Origin of the sequence: Streptomyces sp. SBT349 (assembly GCF_001083795.1) — a bacterium.
In the GTDB taxonomy this organism is placed as follows: domain Bacteria; phylum Actinomycetota; class Actinomycetes; order Streptomycetales; family Streptomycetaceae; genus Streptomyces.
In genome coordinates this window covers 1-24490 of sequence record NZ_LAVK01000081.1, presented here as the reverse complement: position 1 = coordinate 24490, position 24490 = coordinate 1, and the positions used below count along the sequence as shown (strand labels likewise).

Below are 24490 nucleotides of genomic sequence, written 5' to 3'. Positions count from 1 at the left end.
GGGCGGGTGTCGGGCGCGACCTGAAGGTCAGGCGGTGGCCTTGCGCGCCCGGTTGCGAGCGGCGCGGCGCTTCATGGCACGGCGCTCGTCCTCGCTCATCCCGCCCCAGACACCGGAGTCCTGGCCGGACTCGAGGGCCCACTGCAAACACTGCTCCATGACGGGGCAGCGGCGGCAGACGCCTTTGGCTTCCTCGATCTGCAGCAGCGCAGGACCGGTGTTGCCGATGGGGAAGAAGAGCTCGGGGTCCTCCTCGCGGCAAACGGCGCTGTGACGCCAGTCCATGTCTGCTCCATCTCCTGCACGTTGCAGTTACATTGCTTGTGAATGTGAACGCTTTCACGAATCCCCCGACAAGAAACGAGCCGGTGCTCAGGTGTCTTTGGGGAGAACCCTTGCCGCGTGCCCGCAGGATGAAGAAGAAGGATTCGGGCTCTCAAGGGGGCTGAAGTCTCGGCCGTCCCGATCGCCATGTAGAGACTCGCAAACCTCGGCGGCGGATACAACCCCTTCCGGAAAGTTTTTTTTGAATCCTTGGTGTCGCCTTGCTCACAGCCCTACTTCCCTTGGGTGGAGCCTGCGCTAAACGTTCGACTACAAGGACTTTTCGGGGTTCCGCTCACACAATCACACGCAGTGCACGCCGAACGCCTGTGAAGGTCACGCTCGTACGCAGTCCGAGGTGGTCACCATCAAGCTGAAACGGCAGTGGCACCTGCGATTGCAAGGTGAAGTCGGACACATCGTGCAGAGCGACCACATGCTTCCCATGGAGCCCCCGCTCCCGGGAGGAACGGAGCAGCTGGGCCGCGTATCGGGGCATTGCGGCCGAGGACAGGCGCGTCACCCCGACCAGATCGAGGGCGGTGTCGAACGAGGCGTGTGGAGCCGCGTACATCGGGCGGTTCCCCAGGAACGTCCACGGCGCCGTGTTGCAGACCATCGAGAGCGCCAGCCCCTCGATCGGGGTACGGCCGGGCCGCAGCAGCGAGATGGCGCCGTCGGTGCGCCGCGGGTCGCCGAGGAACTGCCGCATCGCCTGCCGCACGTACAGCGCGTGCGTGGACCGCTTGCCGCGCTCCCGCTCCGACTCCACCCGGCCCACCACGCCCGCGTCGAAGCCGAGCCCGGCGCAGAACGTGAACCAGCGGCGCGGCACCACCGCGTCCGCCGTCCCCGGGGTGCCGGAGGCCAGTCCCAGGCCCACGGCGCGTTCGGACTGGGAGTGCAGCGCGTCCAGCAGCGCCCCGGTCGCCTCCACCGCGTCGTTGGGCAGCCCGAGGGCGCGGGCGAACACGTTGGTCGAGCCGCCGGGGACCACGGCCAGGCGCGGCAGGTCGCCCGTGTCGGGGCCGCCGGCGAGCAGACCGTTGACGACCTCGTTGACCGTGCCGTCGCCGCCCAGCGCGATCACCACGTCCGCGGAGCCGCGTTCGGCCGCCTCCCGGGCCAGATCCCGGGCGTGGCCGCGGGATTCGGTGGCGGCGACCTCCAGCTTGAGGTCGCTGGCGAGGGCGTGGGTGAGGACCTCACGGGTCCGCGCGCTGGTGGTGGTGGCGACGGGGTTGACCACGAGAAGTGCGCGCATGGAAGGCAGAGTACCCAGGCCAGGGCCGTCGGCGTGGCGGCGGAGGGCTATACGCTTGCCGGGTGAGCGAGAACACCATCGAGGAAGCCGGGGAGGCCGCCGCCGCACGCCCGCGCGCCGTGACCGTGGCGGCCGTCCTCTGCGGGATCCAGGGGGCCGTGGCCGCCGGTCTCGGCGCCGTCATGCTGCTGCTCGCGGTGGTCGGGGACCCGGACGACCGGACGCAGGCGGTGACGGGCGCGGTGACCCTGCTCGCGCTCGCCGTGCTTCCGCTGGCGGCCGGGCACGGGCTGTGGCGGCTGCGTCGCTGGAGCCGCGCACCCGGCGTGGTGGTGCAGCTGTTCGCGCTTCCCATCGCGTACACGCTGCTGGGCAGCGGCGGCCCCTGGCCGGTGGCGGCCGTGGCCCTGGCGGGCACGGCGGTGGCGGTGCTGGGCTGCCTGGTCAACCCGGCCTCGGCCCAGGCGCTGGGCACCGGCCCGCGCCGGGCCTGACGCCAGGGGTCCCGGCGGTCCGGGGTCGCCCGCCCTTCGCCCGCCGCTCCTTCGCTACTCCTCCACGAGGAGCTTCTCGCGCAGCTGCGCCAGCGTGCGGGCCAGCAGCCGGGAGACGTGCATCTGCGAGATGCCGACCTCCTGCGCGATCTGGGACTGCGTCATGTTCCCGAAGAAGCGGAGCAGCAGGATCTTCTTCTCCCGCGGCGGCAGTTCCTCGAGCAGCGGCTTGAGCGACTCGCGGTACTCCACGCCTTCGAGCGCGTCGTCCTCCGCGCCCAGCGTGTCCGCCACGGCGGGCGACTCGTCGTCGGTGTCCGGGACGTCCAGCGAGAGGGTGCTGTAGGCGTTGGCCGACTCCAGGCCCTCCAGGACGTCCTCTTCGGAGATGGTCAGCCGCTGCGCCAGCTCGGAGACGGTCGGGGCGCGGCCGTGCTGCTGGGAGAGCTCCGCGGTGGCCTGGCTCAGCGAGAGCCTGAGCTCCTGGAGCCGGCGCGGCACCCGCACCGCCCAGCCCTTGTCCCGGAAGTGCCGCTTGATCTCGCCGACCACGGTGGGCGTGGCATAGGTGGAGAACTCGACGCCGCGCTCCGGGTCGAACCGGTCCACCGACTTGATCAGGCCGATCGTGGCGACCTGCGTGAGGTCGTCCAGGGGCTCGCCGCGGTTCCTGAAGCGCCGGGCCAGGTGCTCCACCAGCGGCAGGTGCATCCTGACCAGGCTGTTGCGCAACTCGGCGCGCTCCGGCGAGCCGTCGGGCAGCTTGCGCAGCTCGACGAAGAGGTCGCGTGCCGCTCCCCGGTCCTGCGCGTTCGGGACGCCGCGCCGCTGCATGGCCCTGAGCGGCTCGGTCCTGAGCGGCTCGGGCTTGAGCGGCTCGATGTCGCCCGGCTCGGGCTGGCCGGGAATGGCCGCGCCGGCCGGCTCGGCTGTCGCCGCCTGTTCCACCTCGTTCACCTCGGCCCCCTCGTCCGCTGGCGGCCCCTGCGCGCCGGTCACGGCGCTCCGGGAGCGGCGCCGCGCTTCTTGTGCAGGCTGATGCTGACCGTCTTGTCCTCTCCGACGGTCGATTCGACCTCACCCGCGAGCGCGGTGAGCACGGTCCAGGCGAAGGTGTCCCGCTCCGGTGCGTGGCCCTCGGTGGTGGGCGCCGAGACCGTGACCCGCAGGGCGTCGCCGACCAGCGTGAAGACACAGTCCAGCACGCTGCCCGGGATGGCCTGCTGGAGCAGGATCGCGCAGGCCTCGTCCACCGCGATGCGCAGATCCTCGATCTCGTCGAGGGTGAAGTCCAGCCGGGCCGCGAGCCCGGCCGTCGCCGTACGCAGCACGGACAGATAGGCACCGGCCGCCGGCAGCCGGACTTCCACGAAGTCCTGCGATCCGGGCTCACCTGGGATGGGGGACACCCTCACCTCCACAGAGACTCACATTGATTGAGCGCTCCCGGGCACCGCCGAGGTGCCCTGGTCGCCCTGCGACGCTACCGCGATCCATGGCACGCTGTCGCCTGGCCCGGGATCCGATGGGCCAGCCTGACACGCTCGACAGCATTACTCATCGTAATGCATCCGGTGCGTACTGTGGCCGCGGAAAAGCGTCAATTCCTTGATTTCTTCCTGGCGTTGTCCACCGGACACCGCCATGATCGCCGATCGTACTGTGCCGCCGCGCGCCCGCGGGTCAGGACCAGCCGTGCAGGGTGACCCCGGGCTCCCCGGTCAGGCACCGGTGGATGACGCGGTCGGTGGAGAACACCATCTCCTCGGGCAGCTCGCCGGTGCCCACCCAGCGCGCCTGGGAGTGCTTGTGGGGCTCGGCGTTGAGCAGCGTGCCGCGCCAGCGGTGGGTGCGGAAGATGACGGTGAGGAAGCCGCCGGGGGCCCTGGCCCCGCGGGCCCCGTGCAGCACGTGGACCAGCGCGAGGTCGGCCGGGTCGACGAGCAGCCCCGTCTCCTCCTTCAGTTCGCGCACGGCGGTCGCGGTGATCGGCTCGCCGGGGTCGCACTTGCCCACCGGCAGGTCCCACAGCCCGCCGCCGAACGGGGCGTCCGGGCTGCGCCGGAGCAGCACGACGCGGTCGGTCTCCAGGTCGTGCACGAGGACGGCGGCGACGAGCTGGGTCAGGGATGCTGCGGCGGGGGGTGGCGGGCTCGGCATGCGGCCACCCTAATCCGGCCCCCCGGGTGGGCGCACAGAAAAACCCCGCCGCATGGACGACGAGGCACGCTCCGCGACAACACCCTGGTAAGGTGGCCCTTTTGGCGCTGGCAATCGGCAAATACCGAGTCCAGGCCCATAGTTGCATTCTACCCCTGTGAGGAGATGCGTGTCAACCGGCGGGAAGATCAGCGAACAAGCCTATGTGACCCGGCTCTACGGTCGGCTGGACGAGCTGCGCGCCGAGGCCGGGACCAGGCTCGACGCCGTCCTGGTGGCCACCGGGCTGGGCCACCAGGGCCTCGCGGAACGGGATGTGGCCGCCGCCGAACTCGCGCGGCGCGCCGCCACCCTGGACTCCGTGGAGAACAGCCTCTGTTTCGGCCGGCTCGACATGCTGGACGACGAGGCGCGGTATATCGGGCGCATCGGGATCATGGACGGCGAGGGGGGTTTCGAGCCGCTGCTCATCGACTGGCGCGCCCCCGCGGCCCGCCCGTTCTACGTCGCCACGGCCAGGACCCCCGAGGGCGTCAGGCGCCGCCGCCACATCAGGACCAGCGGCCGGCGCGTGACCGGGGTGCTGGACGAGGAGTTCGACGGCGCCGCCGAGCCGTTCGGCGACTCGGCGCTGCTGGCCGCGGTCGGCGCGGCGAGGACCGGGCGGATGGGCGACATCGTGGCCACCATCCAGGCCGAGCAGGACGCGGTCATCCGCTCCGCGCACACCGGCGTCCTCGTGGTGCAGGGCGGTCCCGGCACGGGCAAGACCGCCGTCGCCCTGCACCGCGCCGCCTATCTGCTGTACACCCGGCGCGAACGGCTCGCCCGGAGCGTGGTGCTCGTCGTCGGCCCCAACGCCACGTTCCTGCGGTACATCGGCGACGTGCTGCCCTCCCTCGGCGAGACCGGGGTGCTGCTGGCCACCGTCGACCAGCTCTACCCGGGCGTCGCCGCGGAGCGGACCGAACCGCCCGAGGCCGCCGGGCTCAAGGGCGATCTCGCGATGGCCGAGGTGGTGGCCGCGGCCGTCCGCGACCGGCAGCGCGTGCCCGAGGAGCCGGTGACCGTCGAGCACGACGGCGGGGCCCTCCCGCTCGGCCCCGGGCTCTGCCGGCGTGCCCGCGACCTGGCCCGCGGGACCGGCCTGCCGCACAACCGGGCGCGGCCGGTCTTCCGCGACCTGGTGCTCGACGGCCTCGCCGCCGCCGCGGGCGACCGCTTCGGCACCGATGTGCTGGACGGCAGCAGCCTGCTGACCGCGGAAGACCGCGCGGCCATCCGCGCCGAGCTCGCCGCGGAGCCCACCGTCCTGGCCGCGCTCGACGCGCTGTGGCCCGCCCTCACGCCCCAGCGGCTGCTCGCCGACCTCCTCTCCTCGCCGGAACGGCTCGCCTCCGCCGCCCCCGGGCTGACCGGGCGGGAGCGCGCGCTGCTGCTGCGCCCCGAGGGCCACCGCGGCTGGACCGCCGCCGACATCCCGCTGCTCGACGAGGCGGCCGAACTGCTGGGCGAGGACGAGCGGGTGACCAGGACCGCCGAGGAGTCCGCCGCCGCGGAACGGGCCGAGGCGGTGACCCTGGCCCAGGAGGCGCTGGACACCGCCTACGGCTCCCGCTCCACGGACGCCGACGAGGACGAGGAGGCCGAGACGCTGCACGCGTTCGACCTCCTGGACGCCGAGCGGCTGGCCGAGCGGCACGTGGAGGCCGACCACCGCACCCCCGCCGAGCGGGCCGCCGCCGACCGGACCTGGGCGTTCGGCCATGTCGTGGTCGACGAGGCCCAGGAGTTGTCGGCGATGGCGTGGCGCGTGCTGATGCGGCGCTGCCCGGCCCGTTCCATGACGGTCGTCGGGGACATCGCCCAGACGGGGGATCCGGCGGGTGCGGCCTCGTGGGAGCGGGTGCTCGCGCCGCATGTGGGGACGCGGTGGCGGGGGGCCGAGCTGACCGTCAACTACCGCCTGCCCGCGGAGATCGCGGCCGTCGCCGACGGCGTGCTGCGCCACATCGACCCCGCCCGGCGGGCGCCCCGCGCGGTCCGCGCCACCGAGGTGCGGCCCTGGCGCGTCGCCGCGGCGCCCGGTGAGCTCCCCGCTACGGCGGCCCGGCTCGCCGCCGGGGAACGCGACCGCGTCCGGGACGGCACGGTCGCCGTCGTCGCCCCCGAGCCGCTGGTGGCCGCCGTCGCCGCCGCCCTGGCGGACGAAGGGGCGGAGCGCGTCGAGGTGTTCGACCCGCGCCGGGCCAAGGGCCTGGAGTTCGACGCGGTGGTGGTGGCCGATCCGGCGGGCATCGTGGCCGCGTCGCCTCGCGGGCTGAACGACCTCTATGTGGCCCTCACCCGACCCACCCGGCGCCTGGGCGTCGTTCACGCGGGCCCGCTGCCCGGACCGTTGCGCGACCTGGTCCCGTTCACCGGGGGCGAGGCGGACGGCGGCGAGGCGGACAGCGCGACGGCCGCCCCCTGACCCCGGAGTACGGGGAGGCGGGCGGCCGTCGGACCGCGGGTGGTGGCCGGCACCCCTGGCGGGGTGTCGCCGGGTCAGCCCTTCTTGGTCTCCCAGAAGATCTTGTCGATCTGGGCGATGTGGTCCAGCGCCTTCTGGCCGGTCGCCGGGTCGGTGGAGCCCTTCGCGGCGCTGAGCGCCTTGAGGGTGTCGTTCACCAGCTGGTGCAGCTCGGGGTACTTCTCGAAGTGCGGAGGCTTGAAGTAGTCGCTCCACAGGACCGAGACGTGATGCTTCGCCAGCTCGGCCCGCTCCTCCTTGATGAAGGTCGCGCGGGTGCGGTAGTTCGGGTCGTCGTTCGCCTGGTACTTCTCCTGGATGGCCTTGACCGACTCGGCCTCGATCCGGGCCTGAGCGGGGTCGTAGACGCCGCACGGGAGGTCGCAGTGCGCACTGACCATGACCTTCGGGGCAAACAGGCGGGAGAGCATGAAGCCGTCCTTCCTCGTGATCGTCTTCTCGCTGGCGACATTACTCCGTGCAGGGCGGGTTTTCTCGGCGGACTCGGGCCGTGCGGCGGGGCTTAGGCCAAAAGTCCAATGCTTGACTGGGTCCGGTGGCGGACCATGGGCATGCGTGCCCGTGTACCCGGAATCGTGAGGAGAACGATGAGGCTGGGGCTGGCCGAGGTCTACAACCCCTCGATGCTGCCCACGCTGCGGCCGGGGGACCGGCTGCTGCTGAGCTACGGCGCCCGCGTGCGGGCCGGTGACGTGGTCGTGCTGCGCCATCCGTTCCAGCACGACCTGCTGATCGTCAAACGCGCGGTGGAGCGGCGCGGCGGCGGCTGGTGGGTGGTCGGGGACAACCCCGAGGTGACCAACGACAGCAGGGAGTTCGGCGCGGTGCCGGACGGGCTGGTGGTCGCCAGGGCGCTGCTGCGGCTGCGCCCGCCGCTGCGGGCCGGGGCTCAGGGCTCCCGGGTGCCCGCGCTGTCCGGGCTGCCGTCCTCGGTCCGGCCGCTGAGGCTCCGTTCGCGGCGCTTCCGGGCGCGGTAGGCGGCGACGTTGGCGCGGGTGGCGCACCGGTCGGAGCAGTACCGCTTGGACCGGTTGGTCGACGTGTCGATATAGGCGTTGCGGCAGGGCGGCGCCTCGCAGACGCCGAGCCGGTCCACGCCCAGGTCCGTCAGCTGGAAGGCCAGGCCCATGCAGGCGATGGCCGCATAGCCGGCGGTCGCGCTGGAGGGGTGCTCGGCCAGGTGCAGGTGCCAGCGCGGGCGCCCCGCCTCGTCCAGGTAGTCGTGGCCAGAGATCTGAGGGCTGGCCGGGTACTCCAGCAGCAGGGCGTTCAGCAGGTCGACGGCCCGGACCTCGTCGCCCTCCGCCGCCGCCGAGAAGACCGCGCGGAGCCTGGCCCGCACGCCGCGCAGCCGGGTCACGTCCGCCTCGCCCGCCCGGCGGGCGGCGTGCTGGGCCTCCCCGAACAGCCCGCGCACCGCGTCCACCGAGGTGAGGCTGTCGGTGCCGCGTTCGGGCTCCTCGGTGTTCACCAGGCGCACGGCGAAGTCGGAGTAATAGGTCAGTTCCAATTGTGTTCCTTACCGGATCGGGCTATGGTCAGCAGCGTACTAGTAAGGGGTGCTCATGGTGAGTGTCTCTTACTTCGAGGGAGTGTCAAGGAGCGGACATGGTGGACTGGCAGGGCTGGCAGAGGAGTTGGGACCGGCAGCAGGAGTGGTACCTGCCGGACCGCGAGGAGCGGTTCCGCGTGATGCTGGACGCCGTCGAGGCGCTGGTGGGGGACAAGCCGCGGGTCCTCGACCTGGCGTGCGGCACGGGCAGCATCTCGGGCCGGCTGCTGCGGCGGTTCCCCGGCGCGGTCTCCACCGGCGTCGACCTGGACCCGGCGCTGCTGGCGATCGCCCGGGGCACGTTCGTGGACGAGCAGCGGGTCTCGTTCGTCACGGCCGACCTGACGGATCCGGCCTGGGCGGAGCGGCTGCCGTACGACTCCTATGACGCGGTGCTCACCGCCACCGCGCTCCACTGGCTCACGGCGGACGCCCTGGGGACGCTGTACGGGCGGCTGGCCACGCTGGTGCGCCCGGGGGGCGTGTTCCTGAACGCCGACCACATGCCGGACGCCTCCACCCCGCGCATCACCGAGGCGGAGCGGGCGTTCACCAGGGCGCGGCAGGCCAGGGAGAGGGGCGAGGGCGTCCAGGACTGGGCCCAGTGGTGGCAGGCGGTGGCCGCGGCCCCCGAGCTGGCGGAGCTCGCGGCCGAGCGCTTCCGGCTCATCGGCGACCCGACGACGGGCGACCACTCCGAGGGGCAGGCCCCCTCCGCGGGCTGGCACCTGGAGACCCTGCGGTCGGCGGGCTTCGCCGAGGCCCGCCTCGCCTGGACCTCCCTGACCGACTCGGTGGTCCTCGCCCTGCGCTGAGCCGCCGGGCGGGTGCGCGCCCCGCGGCCGCCGGGCCCGCACCCCGCGGGGTGCGGGCCCGGCCCATGGGCGGGCGCGGGGTCAGGCGCGGGCCACGCCCTCCGCGCGGGCGGCCTCGGCGACCGCCCTGGACACCGCGGGGGCGACGCGCTCGTCGAACGGGGAGGGGATCACGCACGAGGGCGTGAGCTCGTCGCTGACCACGGCCGCCAGCGCCTCGGCCGCGGCCAGCTTCATCCCCTCCGTGATCCGGGAGGCCCGCACCGACAGCGCCCCGGCGAAGATGCCGGGGAACGCCAGCACGTTGTTGATCTGGTTCGGGTAGTCGCTGCGCCCGGTGGCCACCACGGAGGCGTAGCGGGCCGCGATCTCCGGGTGGATCTCCGGGTCGGGGTTGGCCATGGCGAAGATGAACGCGTCCGGCGCCATCTTCGCGACCGCGGCCTCGGGGACCGTTCCGCCGCTGACGCCCACGAAGACGTCGGCGCCGTCGAGCGCCGCGGCCAGCGAGCCGCTCAGCCCGGCGCCGTTGGTGATCGACGCCAGCTCCCGCTTGACGTCGGTCAGGTCGGTCCTGTCGCCGGAGACGATGCCCTTGCGGTCGCAGACGACGATGTCGCCGACGCCCGCGCCCCGCAGGATCTTGGCGATGGCGACCCCGGCCGCGCCCGCGCCCGAGATCACCACCCGCAGGTCGCCCATCGCGCGGCCGGTGAGACGGGCCGCGTTGCGCAGCGCCGCGAGCGTGACCACCGCGGTGCCGTGCTGGTCGTCGTGGAAGACCGGGATGTCGACGCGCTCCTGGAGCTTGCGCTCGATCTCGAAGCAGCGGGGTGCCGAGATGTCCTCCAGGTTGACCCCGCCGAACGAGGGGGCCATGCGGGCCACGGTCTCCACGATCTCGTCGGTGTCGCGGCAGTCGAGCGCGACCGGCACCGCGTCCACGCCGCCGAACTGCTTGAAGAGGATCGCCTTGCCCTCCATCACGGGCAGCGACGCCTCCGGGCCGATGTCGCCGAGGCCGAGGACCGCGCTGCCGTCCGTTACCACCGCGACCACCTGGGACTTCCAGGTGTACTCGTGCACGAGCTCGGGCCGCTCGGCGATCGCCGAGCAGACGCGGGCCACGCCGGGCGTGTAGGCGAGGGACAGCTCCTCCGCGTTCCGGACGGGGACGGTTGCCCGGACCGCCAGCTTGCCCCCGCGGTGCAGCGCGAAGGCGGGATCGATCCCCGCGTCCGCCAGGTCGTTACTCGGATTGACGATGTCCGATGCCACTGATTGAACCCCTTTGTCGCAATCTCGGGTTGAGGGTGAGCCGCCTCCCGGTCGGGAGTCGTGCGGGAACCGCGTCCGCGAGGGTGGGCTGCGGACGCCGGACGCGTCGCACACGCGCCCAGGCCCCGGGTGAGGGGTGTATCGGATGGTTCTACCTGATCGGGCACCCGGGGAACGAGCGCATTCGGTAACCGGTTCGTGAACGCAGCGACCTCCGGCTCGTCCAGGGTGGGGCCGGGCCCTTGAGGGTGACCAGAGCCCGGCCCGGAATCCGGGGTGGCGTGAGGGATCTCTCACCGCTGCTTAAGGCGCGCTTCAGGGCTGGTGACTTGTTCACCCCCGGTGACCGGTACGGGATGTCCGTTATCCGATCTTGACGTACCGGGTAACCGGAGGAACCCGTTCGGGTGGCAGGATGCCTCGCACGGAAATTGCACTCAGTCGTGACACTCGAAGACGCGTGCCCGACCCCCCTCGGACCTTCCGCCACCCCAGGAGGATCACGCCATGATCGCCAGCACCACCCGCCGCTCCCGCCTCGCCGCGGTCGGCGCGTTCGTCGCCGCAGGCGCGCTGCTGCTGAGCGCGTGCGGAGACCAGACCGACGACGCGGGCAACGGCGACGACGGCGGCGAGAGCTCCGCCGAGGGCTCGTCCGGCGGGGACGAGGGCGGCACCGGGGGCGCGGCCGACCTGCTGCCGCAGGAGATCAGGGACGCCGGGGAGATCACGGTCGGCTCCGACATCGCCTATGCCCCCATCGAGTTCATCGACGAGAACGACGAGATCGCGGGCATCGACCCGGACATCGGGGCGGCGCTCGGCGAGGTCCTGGGCGTCGAGTTCACCTTCGAGAACGGCACCTTCGACGGCCTGATCCTCGGCATGAACAATGGCCGCTACGACGTGATCATGTCGGCGATGACCGACACCGCCGAGCGGCAGCAGGGCGCGAGCGCCGATGCCGAGGGCGGCGGCGCCGACTTCGTCAACTACTTCCAGGCGGGCTCCGCCATCCTCGTCGAGGCCGGGAACCCCGAGGGCATCCAGTCGCAGGACGACCTCTGCGGGCTGACCGTCGCCGCCCAGCAGGGCACCGCCAACGAGGCCCTCATAGAGGCGCAGCAGGAGGCGTGCGACGAGCCGATCGAGACCATGATCAACGACGTGGACTCGGACTCGATCACCGCCCTCCAGAACGGCCGCGCCCAGGCCGTCATCACCGACTACCCGGTGGCCCTCTACAACGAGCTGACCGCCGGCGGCGGCGAGCTGTTCGAGGTGACCGGCGACCAGATCGACGCCGCCCCCTACGGCATCGCGGTGCCCAAGGAGGAGACGGAGCTGCGCGACGCCCTCCAGGCGGCGATGCAGGAGATCATCGACAACGGCACCTACGCCGACATCCTGGCCGAGTGGAACGCCGAGGCCGGGGCCATCGAAGAGGCCACCGTCAACGCCGGTGAGTGACCCTCGTGCCTGACGTGGAGAAGACTCCCTCAACCGCACCCGTCCCGGCGCCCCGCGACGGGGTGCCGCCCGGGGCCATCAAGGCCGTTCCGCTGCGCCACTGGGGCCGCTGGGTCAGCGCCGTGGCCGTGGTCGCCCTGCTGGCCGCGCTGGTCCTGGCCTTCGTGAACGCCAACGTCAACTGGGACGTGGTCGGCGAGTACCTGACGTACGACACCATCGTCGAGGGCGCGGCCAAGACCCTGTGGATCACGCTGCTCTCGATGCTGATCGGCGTCGTGCTCGGCATGCTCCTCGCGGTGATGCGCCTCTCGGACAACCCGGTGCTCTCCAGCGTCGCCTGGGGCTACATCTGGTTCTTCCGCGGCACCCCGGTGCTCGTGCAGCTCTTCCTCTGGTTCAACCTGTCGTTCGTCTTCGAGACGCTGAACCTCGGGTTCTACAAGGATGAGATGAACGACGTCATGACGCCGTTCCTCGCCGCCCTGCTCGGGCTCGGCCTCAACGAGGCCGCCTACATGGCGGAGATCGCGCGGGCCGGGATCCTCTCCGTCGACCACGGGCAGACCGAGGCGGCGCACGCGCTGGGCATGAACGGTGGCAAGACCATGCGCCGCATCGTGCTGCCGCAGGCGATGCGCGTGATCATCCCGCCCACGGGCAACGAGTTCATCAACATGCTCAAGACCTCCTCGCTGGTCTACGCGATCAACTACACCGAGCTGTTCCGCGCGCAGGACACCATCAGCTCGCGCAACCTCGCGGTGATGGAGCTCCTGCTGGTGGCGACCGTGTGGTACCTGATCCTCACCACGGTCTTCAGCATCGGCCAGTACTACCTGGAGCGGCACTACGCCAAGGGTTCCGACCGCGCGCAGCCGCCCACCCCGTTGCAGCGCGTCCGGGCCCAGCTCGGCAGTTTCAGGACGAAGAGCCGCGTGGGAGGGGTGACGGTATGAGTGGCCACCCGATGGTGAGGGCCGAGCAGGTCCACAAGTCGTTCGGCGCGGTCCGGGTCCTGCGGGGCATCGACCTGGAGGTGAGGACGGGCGAGGTGTTCTGCGTCGTCGGCCCGTCCGGGTCGGGCAAGTCCACCTTCCTGCGCTGCATCAACCACCTGGAGAAGATCAGCGCCGGCCGCCTGTGGGTGGACGGCCACCTGGTCGGCTACCGGCAGCGGGGCAACAAGCTGTACGAGATGAGGGAGCGCGAGGTCGCCGCCCAGCGGCGGGACATCGGCATGGTGTTCCAGCGCTTCAACCTCTTCCCGCACATGACCGCGGCCGAAAACGTCATGGAGGCGCCGGTCCAGGTCAAGGGCGTCCGGCGGGCCGAGGCCAGGGAGCGGGCCGAGCAGCTGCTCGCCCGCGTCGGGCTCGCGGACCGGATGAACACCTATCCGTCCCAGCTCTCCGGCGGCCAGCAGCAGCGCGTCGCGATCGCGCGGGCGCTGGCCATGGACCCCAAGCTGATGCTCTTCGACGAGCCCACCTCGGCGCTCGACCCCGAGCTCGTCGGCGAGGTGCTCGACGTGATGCGCGGCCTCGCCGAGGACGGGATGACGATGATCGTCGTCACCCACGAGATGGGCTTCGCCCGCGAGGTCGGCGACTCGCTGGTCTTCATGGACGAGGGCGTCGTGGTCGAGTCCGGCCGCCCCCGGGAGGTCCTGACCGATCCGCGGCACGAGCGCACCCGGGCGTTCCTCTCCAAGGTGCTGTAGGCGTTTCGCCGAACGCCGGACGCCGCCCGTCAGCCGCCGCCCGCGCGGCGGTAGGCGGCCGGGGTGATGCCGTAGGCGCGCACGAACCACCGGTGCAGGTGGCTCTGGTCGGCGAAGCCGCTCAGGGCCGCCGCCTGGGCCGGGCCCGTGCCGCGCGCCAGCAGGCGGCGCGCGGCACGCAGCCGCAGCAGGCGCTGGTAGTCGCTCGGCGCCATGCCGTACGCCGCCCGGAACGCGCGGTAGAGCGCGAACCTGCTGCACCCCGCCTCGGCGGCCAGCCGGTCCGCGCCGATGTCCTCGGCGAAGGCGTCACCCAGCAGCGCGCGGGCCCTGGCCACCGCGGCGCCCTCCGCCGGCCGCCCGGCGCGGAGGGGGCGCGTCGCCGCGGTGCCCACCATCGCGGTCACGGCCGCGGTCAGCCGCTCGTCGAGGGCCAGCGCGTCCGAGCCGCCCGACCCGCCCGCGCCGTCGGGGCGGAGAAGCTGCGGCTGGCGGGGCTCGGCCTGTTCGGGCCGCGCAACGCCGTGGACCGGGTCACCAAGGGCCTGACGCTGCACGGCTGACACGGCTGACACGGTCGGCGTGGCGGGTCCGGCCCGCGCTCAGCGCCGTTTGGCCCACGCCTCCAGGGGCGTGTCCCCGTCGCGCGGGGTCAGCTGCCCGGCCTTGGACCAGCCCCAGGACTGGTACAGCCCGCGGGCCGGGGCGTTCCCCGGGGACAGCACGGCCAGCGACAGGGCCGCGGTGGAACGGGAGAGCAGCCGGTCGCCGAGCCGGGTCGCGATCCCCTCTCTCCGCCGCCGCGCCGGGACCATCAGCCCGGCGACCACGAACACCTGCCGTGCCACGGTCAGTTCGTCGATCTCCAGGGGCACGCCGACGAACGAGTCCCACCACCGGCCGCCCCGGTCGGCCCGGAAGCCGTAGGCGCAGCCGACCAGTGCCGGGTCGCCCGCCACCACCAGGTCGAAGTCGGGCTGCTGGACGTCGTGGTCCACGAAGTGGCGGAGGAACCCGTCCCGGGTCAGCGGGCGCGTGCCCGGGGCGTCCTGATGGGCCTCGGCATACAGGTCCCCCAGATCCTCGCGCTCCGTCTCGGCCTGCCACCTGCTCAGCCGCCGGAGAAACACCATGCTCATGCCCATATCCTCCCCGTGCCTCCATATCGTGGCACCAGACGGCCGGTTGTGGAACGGCGCGGCCCGTCGCGGTTAGCGTGGGGGCATGTTCGCAGCCTACGCAGCACGTTTCGACCAGGACCACCCGCTCGAAGCACTGGAGCTCGGCGACCGGCCCGAGCCGCGCGACCTGCCTCCGGACTGGACGGTGGTCGACGTCCGCGCCGCCTCGCTCAACCACCACGACCTCTGGACGCTGCGCGGGGTGGGCCTCGGCGAGGAGGCGCTCCCGATGATCCTGGGCTGCGACGCCGCCGGGGTCGACCCGGAGGGGAACGAGGTGGTGATCCACTCCGTCATCGGCGCCACCGGGCACGGAGTGGGCCCGAACGAGCGCCGCTCGCTGCTCACGGAGAAGTACCAGGGCACGTTCGCCCAGCGCGTCGCCGTTCCCCGGTGGAACGTGCTGCCCAAGCCGCCGGAGCTGTCGTTCGAGGAGGCCGCCTGCCTGCCCACCGCCTGGCTGACGGCCTACCGCATGCTGTTCACCGGCGCGCGGGTGAAGCCCGGCGACACGGTGCTGGTGCAGGGCGCGGGGGGCGGCGTGGCGACGGCGGCGATCGTGCTGGGCGCCGCCGCCGGGCTGCGGGTGTTCGTCACCAGCAGGGACGAGACCAAGCGCCGGCGCGCGGTCGAGCTGGGCGCCGAGGACGCGTTCCCCTCGGGGGCGCGGCTGCCGCGCCGGGTGGACGCGGTGCTGGAGACGGTCGGCGCGGCCACCTGGTCCCACTCGGTGAAGTCCCTGCGCCCCGGCGGCACCCTGGTCATCTCCGGCGCCACCTCGGGCCAGAAGCCGCCGTCCGCCGAGCTGAACCGGATCTTCTTCCTCGAACTCTCGGTGGTCGGCGTGACGATGGGCACCCGGGAGGAACTGGCCTCGCTGCTCTCCCTCTGCGCCTCCACCGGCGTCCGCCCGCTCATCGACACGGTGCTGCCCCTGGAGCGTGCCGTCGAGGGCTTCACGCGGATGGCCCACGGATCCGTCTTCGGCAAGATCGTGCTGACTCCCTGACTCCCTGACCCAAGGCCACGGCGGAGTCACCTTTGGGTAACGGACGCCGCGAGCACGATCATGTAGCCGTCACCTGGCCGCATGGTGGGGGGATGGAAGCATGGAGGGCCGGCGGTTCGGTGCCGCCGTGGCCGGGGGGCCAGCATTTCGTCCAGGCGCTGGAGGCACTCGTCCACCAGCCGCGCCGCGGGCCGTCCGTCCTGGTGGCGCTGACCGAGACCTCCCCCGAGGACTCAGTGCGGGCGCTGCTGCGCGGGGAACGGTTCCGGCTGACGGGGGAGCGCGGGCGGCTGGTCCCGTACGCCCTGATCGAGCCGCCCGAGCCGGGCGGCGTGGCCGACCAGGTCAGCCTGCTGGCCACGGCCGCCGCCGACTTACGCGTCATGCCCCGGCACACGGGGCGGCTGCGGCTGCGGCGGTACGAGCTGCTGCGCGGCGTCGCCGAGGCGGCGGGGCTGCACCCGGGCGACCCGGACCGGCGCGCCACCGAGCTGCGGGAGAGGCTGCGCAGAGGGGGTGAGCCGCTCCCCGACGATGACGAGGGCCCCGGCGGGGTGATCCTGTCCTGGCTGCTGTGGATCTGGAAGGGGTGGTTCGGCCCCTGGGTGTTCAGGCGCCGGGTGAACCGTCTGATGACCGGGCGCGGGCGGCGCGGCTGGTTCTCGGACTGGGTCAACCGCCGCGCGGGCGAGCCGAGTTCCGACTTCTTCACCGACGCGCAGCGGCTCGCGCCCGGCGGGGTGTGGGGCGCCGACGCGGGCGAGGTGCTGCTGTGGGCGCTCCTCGCCGACCTCGACGAGGCCCTGCGGCCCCGGCTGCTCTCCCCGTGGCGCGGGCGGCGCTCCCGGTTCGTGCTGCTCGCCCACGCCGGAAGCGGCACGTCCGAGCTGGTGGCCGCCTACCGGCGGGCGGTCAAGGGGCTCGGGAGCCAGGGCACGGTCCTGGTGGCGCACGCCGGGGTGTCGGGCGTGCCGGAGGCCACCGGGTTCCTCGACGCGGCGCGGATCCTGCGGGACGGTCCCAACCTGCCCGAGGGGCCGCTCGAACTCGCCGTCTCCGTACCACCGTTGAGCGAGGCGAGGGACGAGGAGGCCGAGGACCGCTTCCGTTTCCAGCAGCGCGCGGTCGCCAAGGACGTGCCCGCCTGGCCGCCGGGCGTCGGGCTGGCGCTCCGGCTGGGCGCCCTCGCCCTGGTGCCGGTCATGCTGGTCGTGGGGCTGCGGATGGCGGGCGTCGACCTCCCGCCCCTCAGCGATCCGCTCTGCCCCGACGGCCAGTTCGAGGACTCCCACGACGGCGACGCCTGCCTGGGGCTCAGCGACGGCGGCGAGGGCTTCCCCGGCATGGGGAAGGAGTTCGACGAGCTGTTCACCATGATCGAGGAGACCAACGGGGCGGTGGCCGACCTCGTCGCGGCGGAGGGGCGGCAGGTGCGGACCGTGGTGCACTTCGCCCAGTTCACCGCCGAGTCGACCGCGCCCGAGGCCGTCGGGAGCGGCACCTTCGCCGAGCTGCGCGGCCTGGCCCTGGCGCAGCGGGAGATCCGGCAGAACGCGGTCGAGAACGAGGGGCACGTGCTGCTGCGCGTCCTGCTGGCCAACAGCGGCCCGGGGTTCAGGGACGCCGAGCCGGTGGCCGAGGAGATCGTGCGGCGCGCGGACGACGAGGACATCATCGGCGTCGTCGGGCCGGGGGAGAGCCGCACCGAGACCTTCGCGGCCATGCGGATCCTGGGCGACGGCAACATCCCCATGGTGGGGACGACCGCCAACGCCGACGGGCTCATCGAGCAGTCGCGTCTCTTCTACCAGCTCGCGCCCACCAACGCGCGGCAGGCCCGGGTCGCCGCCTCGTTCCTGGAGCACACCGAGCTGATCACGCTCCCCGAGGGGCCCGTGCGGGCCGAGGCCGCGGCGGTCATCTACTACCCCGACGACGTCTACAGCGACAACCTCGCCTCCGACTTCAGGGAGTCCTTCCCCAACGGCGAGGTCACGATGCTGGCGCACCAGTCGGCCGGCACCGGCGGCCCCGACGGCACGCGGGCCACGTTCGACGACCTGGCCGAGCAGGTCTGCGGCCTGCTGGTCGAGGAGCCGGCGACCCTCGTCTTCTGGGTGGGCAGGGAGGGCGATCTCACGGCCTTCCTCAGCGACTTCGGGCCCATCCCGGAGTGCGGGGGACGCATCACCGTGCTGGGCGCGGACACCGTGGCCAGCGCGCTCTCCGAGGAGACCAACCCCGTCGAGCGGCACTCCGGGCTCACCCTGTACTACCTGGCGCACGCGGTGCCCAGCGTGCACCGGCCGACGCCCGCCGCCGACCGCTTCTTCGAGGTGTACGAGGAGGAGTTCGGGCCGCTGGCCCCCTCGGGCCCCGAGGCGCTGGCATCCGGGGACGCGGCGCTGGGCCGGGACGCGCTGATGGTGCTGGCGGACGCGGCCAGGGCCGCCTACGACGGGCACGACGCGGCGTTCGACCGCTCGACGGTGCGCGCCATGCTGGACGCGGGACAGGTGGACATCCAGGGGGTGACCGGCGTGCTGTCCTTCGACGACGGGCGGGTCCCCCGGGACAAGCCGGTCTACATCCTCCGCGGCAGCGAGACCACGCCCGAGATCGTCCTGGACTGCGGCGCCTTCGCCTCCGACGACGAGCGGACCACCTGGGGGAACGGCCACCCCTGCCCGCGCGACTGACCGCGGCTGCCGTGCCCGCCGGGACGGGGCGGGCGTGGCGGTCAGCCGTGCGGGGAGCGCAGCATCGCTATGACGTGCGCCGCCGCCGTGGACAGGTGGCGGCGGGCCTCGCGCAGCTTCTCCTGCGAGACGCCGTGGTCGCGCGCCGCGTCGCGCACGTCGTCGCGGAACCTGTCGAGCAGCCGCTCCAGTTCCCGCGCCGGGTCCTCCACCGGCTCGGGGTGCTCGTCCGCGCCGCCCGCCTCGCCGGTCGCGCCGCCGTGCCACCAGGGCGCCGACGGGTGCTCGACGAACCTGCTCCAGCCGCCGATCTCGTGGCTGAGCCCGTCGAGCCCCTCGCGGACCGCCCCGGGCCAGTCGCCCGCGTCGGCGCGCCCCTGGACGCGGTCGTGGATCCGCCGGGCCGCCTCCTCGAAGTGGTGCTTGGCCGCCGCGTTCGCCGTCTCCTCCGCCCTCCGCGCCTCCTGCCGGGCGCGACGGCTCTCCTCCTTGGCCCTGCGGCTCTCCTCCTTGGCGCGGCGCGCCTTCGCCTGCCAGGCCGCCCGGCCCGCGGCCGTGTCCGTGCCGTCGGCGTGGGCCGCGGCGGTCGCCTGCCTGATCTCGTCCCGCAGGTGGCGCGCCGAGCCGCTGACGTCCTCCCTGATGTCCGCGGCCAGCGCGGTCACCGACTCCCGGATCTCCCGCTCCAGGGCGGTCAGTTCCTCCTCGCGGGTGGTCAGCTCCCGCTCGCCCTCGGGCGTCAGCGAGTACACCTTGCGCCCGCCCTCCTCGGTCTGGGTGACCAGGCCCTCGGCCGCCAGCTTGGCCAGCCGCGGGTAGACCGTGCCCGCCGAGGGCGCGTACCGCCCCTGGAAGCGCTCCTCCAGCAGCCGGATCACCTCGTACCCGTGCCGGGGGGCCTCGCCCAGCAGCTTCAGCAGATAGAGGCGGAGGCGGCCGTGGCCGAAGACGGGGGGCATGTCAGAAGTCCTTACGCGCGGAGGAGCCGACCGGGGAGTCGTACCGGTCCGGGGGGCGGCGCAGCACCGCGATGGCGCCCGAGACGGTGTGGCAGACGACGGAGCCCGTGCCCGAACCGATCGTCCCCGCCAGGTGCTTGGCGCCCCAGGCGCCGGAGACCCCCAGCTCGGTGAACGAGGAGGAGACCGGGCCGCTCGCGGTGCTCGCCTCGATCGTCGCGCTGAGCGGGTCCGCCAGCCGCAGGGCCACCGCGCCGGAGACCGTGTTCAGCTTGATGTCGGTGGGCAGTTCGCCGGGGGCCAGGTCGAGCACCATGTCGCCGCTGACGGAGTCGGCCCGCACCGCCGGGCTGCGGCTGTCGATCACGGTGAGCTGCCCCGAGACCGAGTTGAACCGCAGTTCGCCGCTGAGCCCCTGGGCCTCGATGTCGCCGGAGACCGTGTCCGCGCGGACCAGGCCGCCGAGCCCCACCAGGGTCGCCGGGCCGTTGATCCCCCGCACGTCCACCTGCCCGGTGATCCCGCTGATGACCGCGGAGGCGCCCACCACCCCCACGCTCACCCGCGTGCCCGCGGGGACGGAGACCGAGACCACGGCGCTGCGCCGCCAGCCCTTGCGGTCCAGCCACCTGAGCCAGCCCTTCCACGGCACGTCGTCGTAGGCGATGGTGAGCGTGTGCCCGCTCCGCCGCACGACGAGGGGCGGCCCCTCGACCTCGCCGATCTCCGCCCGCACCGCCGCGTCGCCGGTCCCCACCACATTCACCGCGCCGTTGACAAGGCGCACCTCCAGCTCATCGATGCGCTCGTCGTCGAAGGTCAGCTTCTGCTCCCGGTCGACCGACCACTCGGACTCGGACTTCCCCGGCATCGGGACCTCCCCTGGTCTGCGGGACACGGTGGAACACGCAGATATATCGCGTCTCTTCACAACACGATATATCGCGTACCCGGGAAGTCAAGACGCGCCGTCGTCGTCCTCGTCCTCCTCGTCCTCCTCGTCGTCCAGCCGCGCCAGCCATGTGGCCAGCCGTTCCACGGGAATCTCGAAGTCGGGATGGAGATCGACGAACGTCCGCAGCTGATCGGCGAGCCACTCCAGGGTGACCTCCTCCTCGCCGCGCCGCCGCGCGAGTTCCTCGATACCGCGGTCCGTGAAGTACACGACGTGCTCCCGTAGCGCCGTTGGGGAAGGAAAAGCCCAGGATAGGCACCTGTCGGTACTGGCGGTTAACCTGCATGCACACCGCGGCGACGGGGGGTCGGATGGCATGGACGGGCAACGGGGGCGCACAGCCGATGGATGTGGACCCCTTCGAGATCCTGGCGCCGCTCGCCGCCGCCGCCACCGTACGCATCCATGAGGCGCCCGCCGGGTATGACGGGGGCGGGCCGGTTTCCCAGCCCTGGGGCAGTGGCTTCTTCGTCGCTCCGAACTGGGTGCTCACCTGCGCCCACGTAGCACTTCGCGGGGGAAGAGCCGAGGGAGGATGGCGCGAAGTGGGGCTGAGCTTCCAGGGCGTGGACGGGCCGGTGACCGGCAGGGTCGAGTGGGCCCAGCCGGAGGAGGGCGCGGGCGGCTCCTGGCCCGCCCCCGACCTGGCCCTCATCCGCCTCGTCGAGCCGGTCAGCCACCCCTGCGTCTGGCTCACCGAGCGCACCGCCAAGGTCTTCACCCGCAGCGAGGTCGCCTTCTTCGGCTGGCTCGAAACCCCCGACGGCACGGAGAACGTGAGCGGGCGCTGCACCATCCGCGGTGAGTTGGGCACCGACGGCCTCCTCAAGCTGGGGAACGAGGACGAGTTCCCCGAGGGCGTCTCCGGCGGCCCGGTCGTGGACCTGCGCAGGGGCGAGGTGATCGGCGTGCTGAAGGCCCGCCGCTCCGCGGGCCGCGACGGCGGCCTCGCCACCTCCGTCGTCCAGTTGCGACGGCTGCCCGCCCCTGTCGTGGACGACCTGTACCAGCGCGTCCTGCACGCCCACGACCGCCACCACGCCGAGCGGCACCGCGACGTGGCCCACTTCGCCGAGCGCACCTGGACCGACGCGCAGAGCGACCTGCGCGCCACCGCGGACCGCGCGCTCACCCCCGGTCAGCGTGTCGAACTGCTCGGCCTGCTCGCCGAGTTGCCGTCACCGCTCTCCACCAGGCGGCTGGACGAGATGGTCACCGAGCTCGCCGGCCGCCCCTACCACGGCACGCTGCCCGCCCCGCGCGGCTGGCGCGACGGCCTGGGCCGGCTCTACGGCGCGGGCGAGGGGACGAACGAGCTGTGGACCGTGCTCCGTTACGCCGTCCACGCCGCCACCGCCGAGCGCCCCCGCCCGGCCGACCGGCCCCGCGCGGCCGTGGCCGACGCCGAGAGCAGGCTGCTCGCCTGGGTGGACGGCACCGCCGCGGGCGCCGAGCTGCCCCGCTGGTTCCGCACCGCCCTGCGCCTGGAGCAGGAGGCCAGGCTCCGCGAGCGCGAGGCCCGCGCCAAGGGACCCGGCCCCGACACCCTCGCCGACGTCTGGTCGTTCGACCCCGGCCCGCCCGACGGCCACCCGGGCATGGAGCAGGGCCCGTTCGTCCTCCTGGAGATCACCCCCCACGGCTGGGAGCGCGGTCGCTACGACTGGCGCGTCTGCAACACCGCGGGCGACGGCGAGTTCGTCTCCATCGACGAGGGCCGCCGCGAGACCGGCCCCGGCGACCTCCCGCCGCGCCTGGGCGCCGCGCTGCGCGAGGCGTTCCGCCGCGGCGACGAGCCGGACCGGCCCGTCCCGCTCCAGATCGCGCTGCCCTACTCGCTGCTCCGCTTCTCCGCCGAGGACTGGGCGCTCACCCCGGGGGGCCCCTCGCTCGGCGAGCAGCGGCCCGTCGTCTTCCGGTGCACCGACCCCATTCCCGAGGACCAGGACAGCGAGGAGGTGCGGGCGCTGCGCCTGGCCCGCTGGGCCAAGCTCCACGTCGGCCGCATGGTCCCCGACATACTCGACTGCGCCGACGGCCGCTCCCGCCCGCTGCCGGAGGCCGACGTGCTCGTCGGCCGGGACCCGGCGACCGTCCCCGTCCTGTGCCACACCCCCGCGACCGGAGGCGAGCCCACCGCCCTGCTTCGAGTGATGACGAGTGGGTACAACGTCATCCTGTGGCGCCGAGAGATCACCGAACGGGAGCCGGGCTGCGGGGACTTCCACCGCGGGGTCGACCGCACGGTGACCGGTGCCGGTCACGCCGGACGACTCCCCGGCGCGGTGTGGCGGCTGCGCGCCCTGCCGGGCGCCGGCGCGCCGGGGGCGTCCTGGTCGAGGGGGCTCGCGCTCCTCTACTCCGACCCGCACCGCCCCCTGCCGGGCGCGGACGACCCCCTGGAGACGCTGTGATCGTGAGCTGGGTACGCAGTGGGGCAAACCCCGGTACCGTCGGGGCACACCCGGCGGCCCTGACGGTGGACGAGCGACGAGGAGCATGCTGTGGCAGTGTCTGACACGAACCCGGGCATCCCGGACGGCGCCGCCCCCGGCGGGCGCGGCGCCCGCGAATGGCTCATCTACCGCGGCGCGGGCGAGCCGCACGACGGCATCCGCGCACTGCCCAAGCCCCCGCCCTGGCGGGACTTCGACGGCCAGCCGCTCGTCGCCCCGGGGCCCGCGACCGACAGCGCGTCCACCCGCAGGCTGGGCGCGTTCCGGCACCTGGCCGAGATGCACCGGCCGAGCGCCGACGAGCTGGAGATCATAAACGCGGCCCTCTACCTCCGCCGCCCGCTGCTGGTCACCGGCGACCCCGGCACCGGCAAGAGCACCCTGGCGCACTCCGTCGCCTACGAACTCGGCCTGGGCCGCGTGCTGCACTGGCCCATCGTCAGCCGCACCGCGCTGGGTGACGGCCTGTACCACTACGACGCCATCGCCCGCCTCCAGGACACCCAGATCGCCGCCAGCAGCCGCGCGGCGGGCGGCCCGGCCGCCGCGTTCCCCGCCGCCCCCGGCGGCATCGGCAGCTATCTGCGTCTCGGCCCGCTCGGCACCGCCCTGCTGCCCACGGCCGTCCCCCGGGTCCTGCTGATCGACGAGCTCGACAAGAGCGACATCGACCTCCCCAACGACCTGCTGAACGTCCTGGAGGAGGGCGAGTTCGCCATCCCCGAGCTGGAGCGGCTCGCCGAGCGCGAGCCCGAGGTCGAGGTGCTCACCGACGACGGCGCCAAGGTCACCGTCAGGGACGGCAGGATCCGGTGCAACGCGTTCCCGTTCGTCGTGCTCACCAGCAACGGCGAGCGCGACTTCCCCGCGCCGCTGCTGCGCCGCTGCATCCACCTGGCGCTCGGCAAGCCCGACCACGAGCGGCTGGCCACCGTGGTCCGCGCCCACCTCGGCGACGAGCTGGCCCGGGTGGGCGAGGACCTCATCGCCCGCTTCCTCGACCGCTCCCGCACCGAACAGCTCGCCACCGACCAGCTGCTCAACGCCATCTACCTCACCCACCACGCCGAGCCGCCCACCCGGGACCGGCTGGCCGACACCCTGATCCAACGACTCGACCCGCCGAGGTAGACGGCCATGTCCGAGCCGGCGCCCCCACCCCCCGACGACCTGGCCACGCTGATCCGCGCCCTGCGCGGCGCGGGCCTCGACCCCGACTGGGCGGGACTCGCCGACGCGCTGTGGCTCGGGCAGTTCTCGCTGCCCGGGGGAGCCGAGGGCCGGGGCGCCGGCGCGGCGCCCGGCTCCGAGCGCCCCTCGGCGGGCGGCGGCGTCCCCCTCGCGCCCGCCCGGGGCGCGGCGGTCGAGGACACCGCGGCAGGCTCGGGCGACCGGGCTCAGGGGCCGGGACCCCTCGGCCGCCCGCCCACCACCGACGACGAGACCGTCCGGCTGTACGCCGACCCGGTCGGCTCGGGGCAGCCCGCCGCGGCGCTGCCCGACGACGCCCTGCGGGTCGGCGTCCCCGAGGCGAAGGCGCTGCCCAGCCTGCTCGAACTGGAACGGGCCCTGCGCCCGTTCCAGTTCGAGCAGGCTGGGCAGCGCCTTCGCCTCGGGG

The 24490-nt window shown here is 73.3% G+C and carries 24 protein-coding genes and 1 pseudogene; 12 read left to right on the top strand and 13 right to left on the bottom strand.

Features of this window, described 5'->3' with window-relative positions; translation table 11 throughout:
* Nucleotides 1-27 precede the first annotated feature (27 nt).
* Both ADY01_RS12930 and ADY01_RS12925 read right to left on the bottom strand, forming a co-directional pair.
* Nucleotides 28-285: a WhiB family transcriptional regulator gene (locus ADY01_RS12930; protein WP_049571050.1), complete on the bottom strand. Its 258-nt coding sequence runs from the start codon at nt 283-285 to the stop codon at nt 28-30.
* Nucleotides 286-619: 334 nt separating this feature from the next.
* Nucleotides 620-1588 carry a diacylglycerol/lipid kinase family protein gene (locus ADY01_RS12925; RefSeq protein ID WP_049571048.1) on the bottom strand — a complete coding sequence of 323 codons (969 nt, stop codon included), beginning with the start codon at nt 1586-1588 and terminating at the stop codon, nt 620-622.
* Nucleotides 1589-1650: 62 nt separating this feature from the next.
* Between ADY01_RS12925 and ADY01_RS12920 the strand changes: the two genes are divergently transcribed.
* On the top strand, nt 1651-2082 hold the full coding sequence (locus ADY01_RS12920) for a hypothetical protein (protein WP_049571045.1): 432 nt from the start codon (nt 1651-1653) through the stop codon (nt 2080-2082).
* A 54-nt stretch (nt 2083-2136) separates the two neighbouring features.
* Here the strand turns inward: ADY01_RS12920 and ADY01_RS12915 are convergent, their stop codons facing one another.
* The 3 genes from ADY01_RS12915 to ADY01_RS12905 all read right to left on the bottom strand — a co-directional run bounded on the left by ADY01_RS12915 (nt 2137) and on the right by ADY01_RS12905 (nt 4242).
* Entirely contained in the window at nt 2137-3081 is a 945-nt protein-coding gene (locus ADY01_RS12915; RefSeq protein WP_234320194.1) for an RNA polymerase sigma factor SigF, read from the bottom strand.
* Entirely contained in the window at nt 3078-3491 is a 414-nt protein-coding gene (locus ADY01_RS12910) for an anti-sigma regulatory factor (protein ID WP_049571068.1), read from the bottom strand. Before ADY01_RS12910 ends, ADY01_RS12915 begins: the two co-directional genes overlap by 4 nt.
* Before the next feature lie 274 nt (nt 3492-3765).
* Entirely contained in the window at nt 3766-4242 is a 477-nt protein-coding gene (locus ADY01_RS12905) for an NUDIX domain-containing protein (RefSeq protein ID WP_049571042.1), read from the bottom strand.
* Nucleotides 4243-4411: 169 nt separating this feature from the next.
* Here ADY01_RS12905 and ADY01_RS12900 point away from each other — a divergent pair, with 169 nt between their 5' ends.
* Nucleotides 4412-6715, top strand: coding sequence for a HelD family protein (locus tag ADY01_RS12900; protein WP_049571038.1), 2304 nt, complete (start codon nt 4412-4414; stop codon nt 6713-6715).
* 74 nt (nt 6716-6789) lie between these two features.
* Here the strand turns inward: ADY01_RS12900 and sodN are convergent, their stop codons facing one another.
* Complete coding sequence (sodN, locus tag ADY01_RS12895) at nt 6790-7185, bottom strand: superoxide dismutase, Ni (protein WP_049571036.1); 396 nt, start codon at nt 7183-7185, stop codon at nt 6790-6792.
* A gap of 135 nt (nt 7186-7320) precedes the next feature.
* Here sodN and sodX point away from each other — a divergent pair, with 135 nt between their 5' ends.
* Nucleotides 7321-7752: a nickel-type superoxide dismutase maturation protease gene (gene sodX, locus ADY01_RS12890; protein WP_107081716.1), complete on the top strand. Its 432-nt coding sequence runs from the start codon at nt 7321-7323 to the stop codon at nt 7750-7752.
* Here sodX and ADY01_RS12885 read toward each other — a convergent pair.
* On the bottom strand, nt 7665-8285 hold the full coding sequence (locus tag ADY01_RS12885; RefSeq protein WP_049571033.1) for a CGNR zinc finger domain-containing protein: 621 nt from the start codon (nt 8283-8285) through the stop codon (nt 7665-7667). The two genes, sodX and ADY01_RS12885, sit on opposite strands and share 88 nt — an antisense overlap.
* 98 nt (nt 8286-8383) lie before the next feature.
* On the opposite strand from ADY01_RS12885, the gene ADY01_RS12880 reads away from it, so the two are divergent.
* On the top strand, nt 8384-9142 hold the full coding sequence (locus ADY01_RS12880) for a class I SAM-dependent methyltransferase (protein ID WP_049571030.1): 759 nt from the start codon (nt 8384-8386) through the stop codon (nt 9140-9142).
* A gap of 81 nt (nt 9143-9223) precedes the next feature.
* Here the strand turns inward: ADY01_RS12880 and ADY01_RS12875 are convergent, their stop codons facing one another.
* Nucleotides 9224-10420: an NAD(P)-dependent malic enzyme gene (locus tag ADY01_RS12875; protein WP_049571026.1), complete on the bottom strand. Its 1197-nt coding sequence runs from the start codon at nt 10418-10420 to the stop codon at nt 9224-9226.
* Between the two features lie 507 nt (nt 10421-10927).
* On the opposite strand from ADY01_RS12875, the gene ADY01_RS12870 reads away from it, so the two are divergent.
* Genes ADY01_RS12870 through ADY01_RS12860 form a run of 3 tightly spaced genes read left to right on the top strand, consistent with a single transcriptional unit; the run spans nt 10928 to nt 13613 of the window.
* Complete coding sequence (locus tag ADY01_RS12870; protein ID WP_049571023.1) at nt 10928-11890, top strand: ABC transporter substrate-binding protein; 963 nt, start codon at nt 10928-10930, stop codon at nt 11888-11890.
* 14 nt (nt 11891-11904) lie between these two features.
* Nucleotides 11905-12849 carry an amino acid ABC transporter permease gene (locus ADY01_RS12865; protein WP_049571061.1) on the top strand — a complete coding sequence of 315 codons (945 nt, stop codon included), beginning with the start codon at nt 11905-11907 and terminating at the stop codon, nt 12847-12849.
* An 11-nt stretch (nt 12850-12860) separates the two neighbouring features.
* Complete coding sequence (locus ADY01_RS12860) at nt 12861-13613, top strand: amino acid ABC transporter ATP-binding protein (protein WP_049571021.1); 753 nt, start codon at nt 12861-12863, stop codon at nt 13611-13613.
* Between the two features lie 29 nt (nt 13614-13642).
* Here the strand turns inward: ADY01_RS12860 and ADY01_RS12855 are convergent, their stop codons facing one another.
* Nucleotides 13643-14179, bottom strand: a complete 537-nt coding sequence (locus ADY01_RS12855) for a helix-turn-helix domain-containing protein (protein WP_420715671.1) — start codon at nt 14177-14179, stop codon at nt 13643-13645.
* 36 nt (nt 14180-14215) lie between these two features.
* Nucleotides 14216-14752: a GNAT family N-acetyltransferase gene (locus ADY01_RS12850; RefSeq protein ID WP_049571017.1), complete on the bottom strand. Its 537-nt coding sequence runs from the start codon at nt 14750-14752 to the stop codon at nt 14216-14218.
* A gap of 85 nt (nt 14753-14837) precedes the next feature.
* Between ADY01_RS12850 and ADY01_RS12845 the strand changes: the two genes are divergently transcribed.
* Entirely contained in the window at nt 14838-15803 is a 966-nt protein-coding gene (locus tag ADY01_RS12845; protein ID WP_049571014.1) for a zinc-binding dehydrogenase, read from the top strand.
* A gap of 92 nt (nt 15804-15895) precedes the next feature.
* Nucleotides 15896-18502: a hypothetical protein gene (locus ADY01_RS12840; protein WP_159001176.1), complete on the top strand. Its 2607-nt coding sequence runs from the start codon at nt 15896-15898 to the stop codon at nt 18500-18502.
* Between the two features lie 41 nt (nt 18503-18543).
* Here ADY01_RS12840 and ADY01_RS12835 read toward each other — a convergent pair whose 3' ends face one another.
* From ADY01_RS12835 to ADY01_RS12825, 3 genes are all read right to left on the bottom strand, one after another.
* A complete protein-coding gene (locus tag ADY01_RS12835; protein WP_049571008.1) occupies nt 18544-19461 on the bottom strand; it encodes a PadR family transcriptional regulator in 918 nt (305 codons plus the stop codon).
* Nucleotide 19462: 1 nt separating this feature from the next.
* Nucleotides 19463-20332 (bottom strand): DUF4097 family beta strand repeat-containing protein, encoded by an 870-nt coding sequence (locus ADY01_RS12830; protein WP_049571005.1) that lies wholly within the window; start codon nt 20330-20332, stop codon nt 19463-19465.
* Nucleotides 20333-20419: 87 nt separating this feature from the next.
* The gene (locus ADY01_RS12825) at nt 20420-20626 is read right to left on the bottom strand and encodes a DUF6104 family protein (RefSeq protein WP_049571003.1); all 207 of its coding nucleotides are present in this window, start codon (nt 20624-20626) and stop codon (nt 20420-20422) included.
* 101 nt (nt 20627-20727) lie between these two features.
* On the opposite strand from ADY01_RS12825, the gene ADY01_RS12820 reads away from it, so the two are divergent.
* From ADY01_RS12820 to ADY01_RS12810, 3 genes and pseudogenes are all read left to right on the top strand, one after another.
* On the top strand, nt 20728-22830 hold the full coding sequence (locus tag ADY01_RS12820) for a trypsin-like peptidase domain-containing protein (RefSeq protein WP_159001175.1): 2103 nt from the start codon (nt 20728-20730) through the stop codon (nt 22828-22830).
* Between the two features lie 96 nt (nt 22831-22926).
* Nucleotides 22927-24003 carry an AAA family ATPase gene (locus tag ADY01_RS12815; protein WP_234320193.1) on the top strand — a complete coding sequence of 359 codons (1077 nt, stop codon included), beginning with the start codon at nt 22927-22929 and terminating at the stop codon, nt 24001-24003.
* A gap of 6 nt (nt 24004-24009) precedes the next feature.
* Nucleotides 24010-24490, top strand: a pseudogene (locus ADY01_RS12810) (hypothetical protein); the annotation flags it as partial.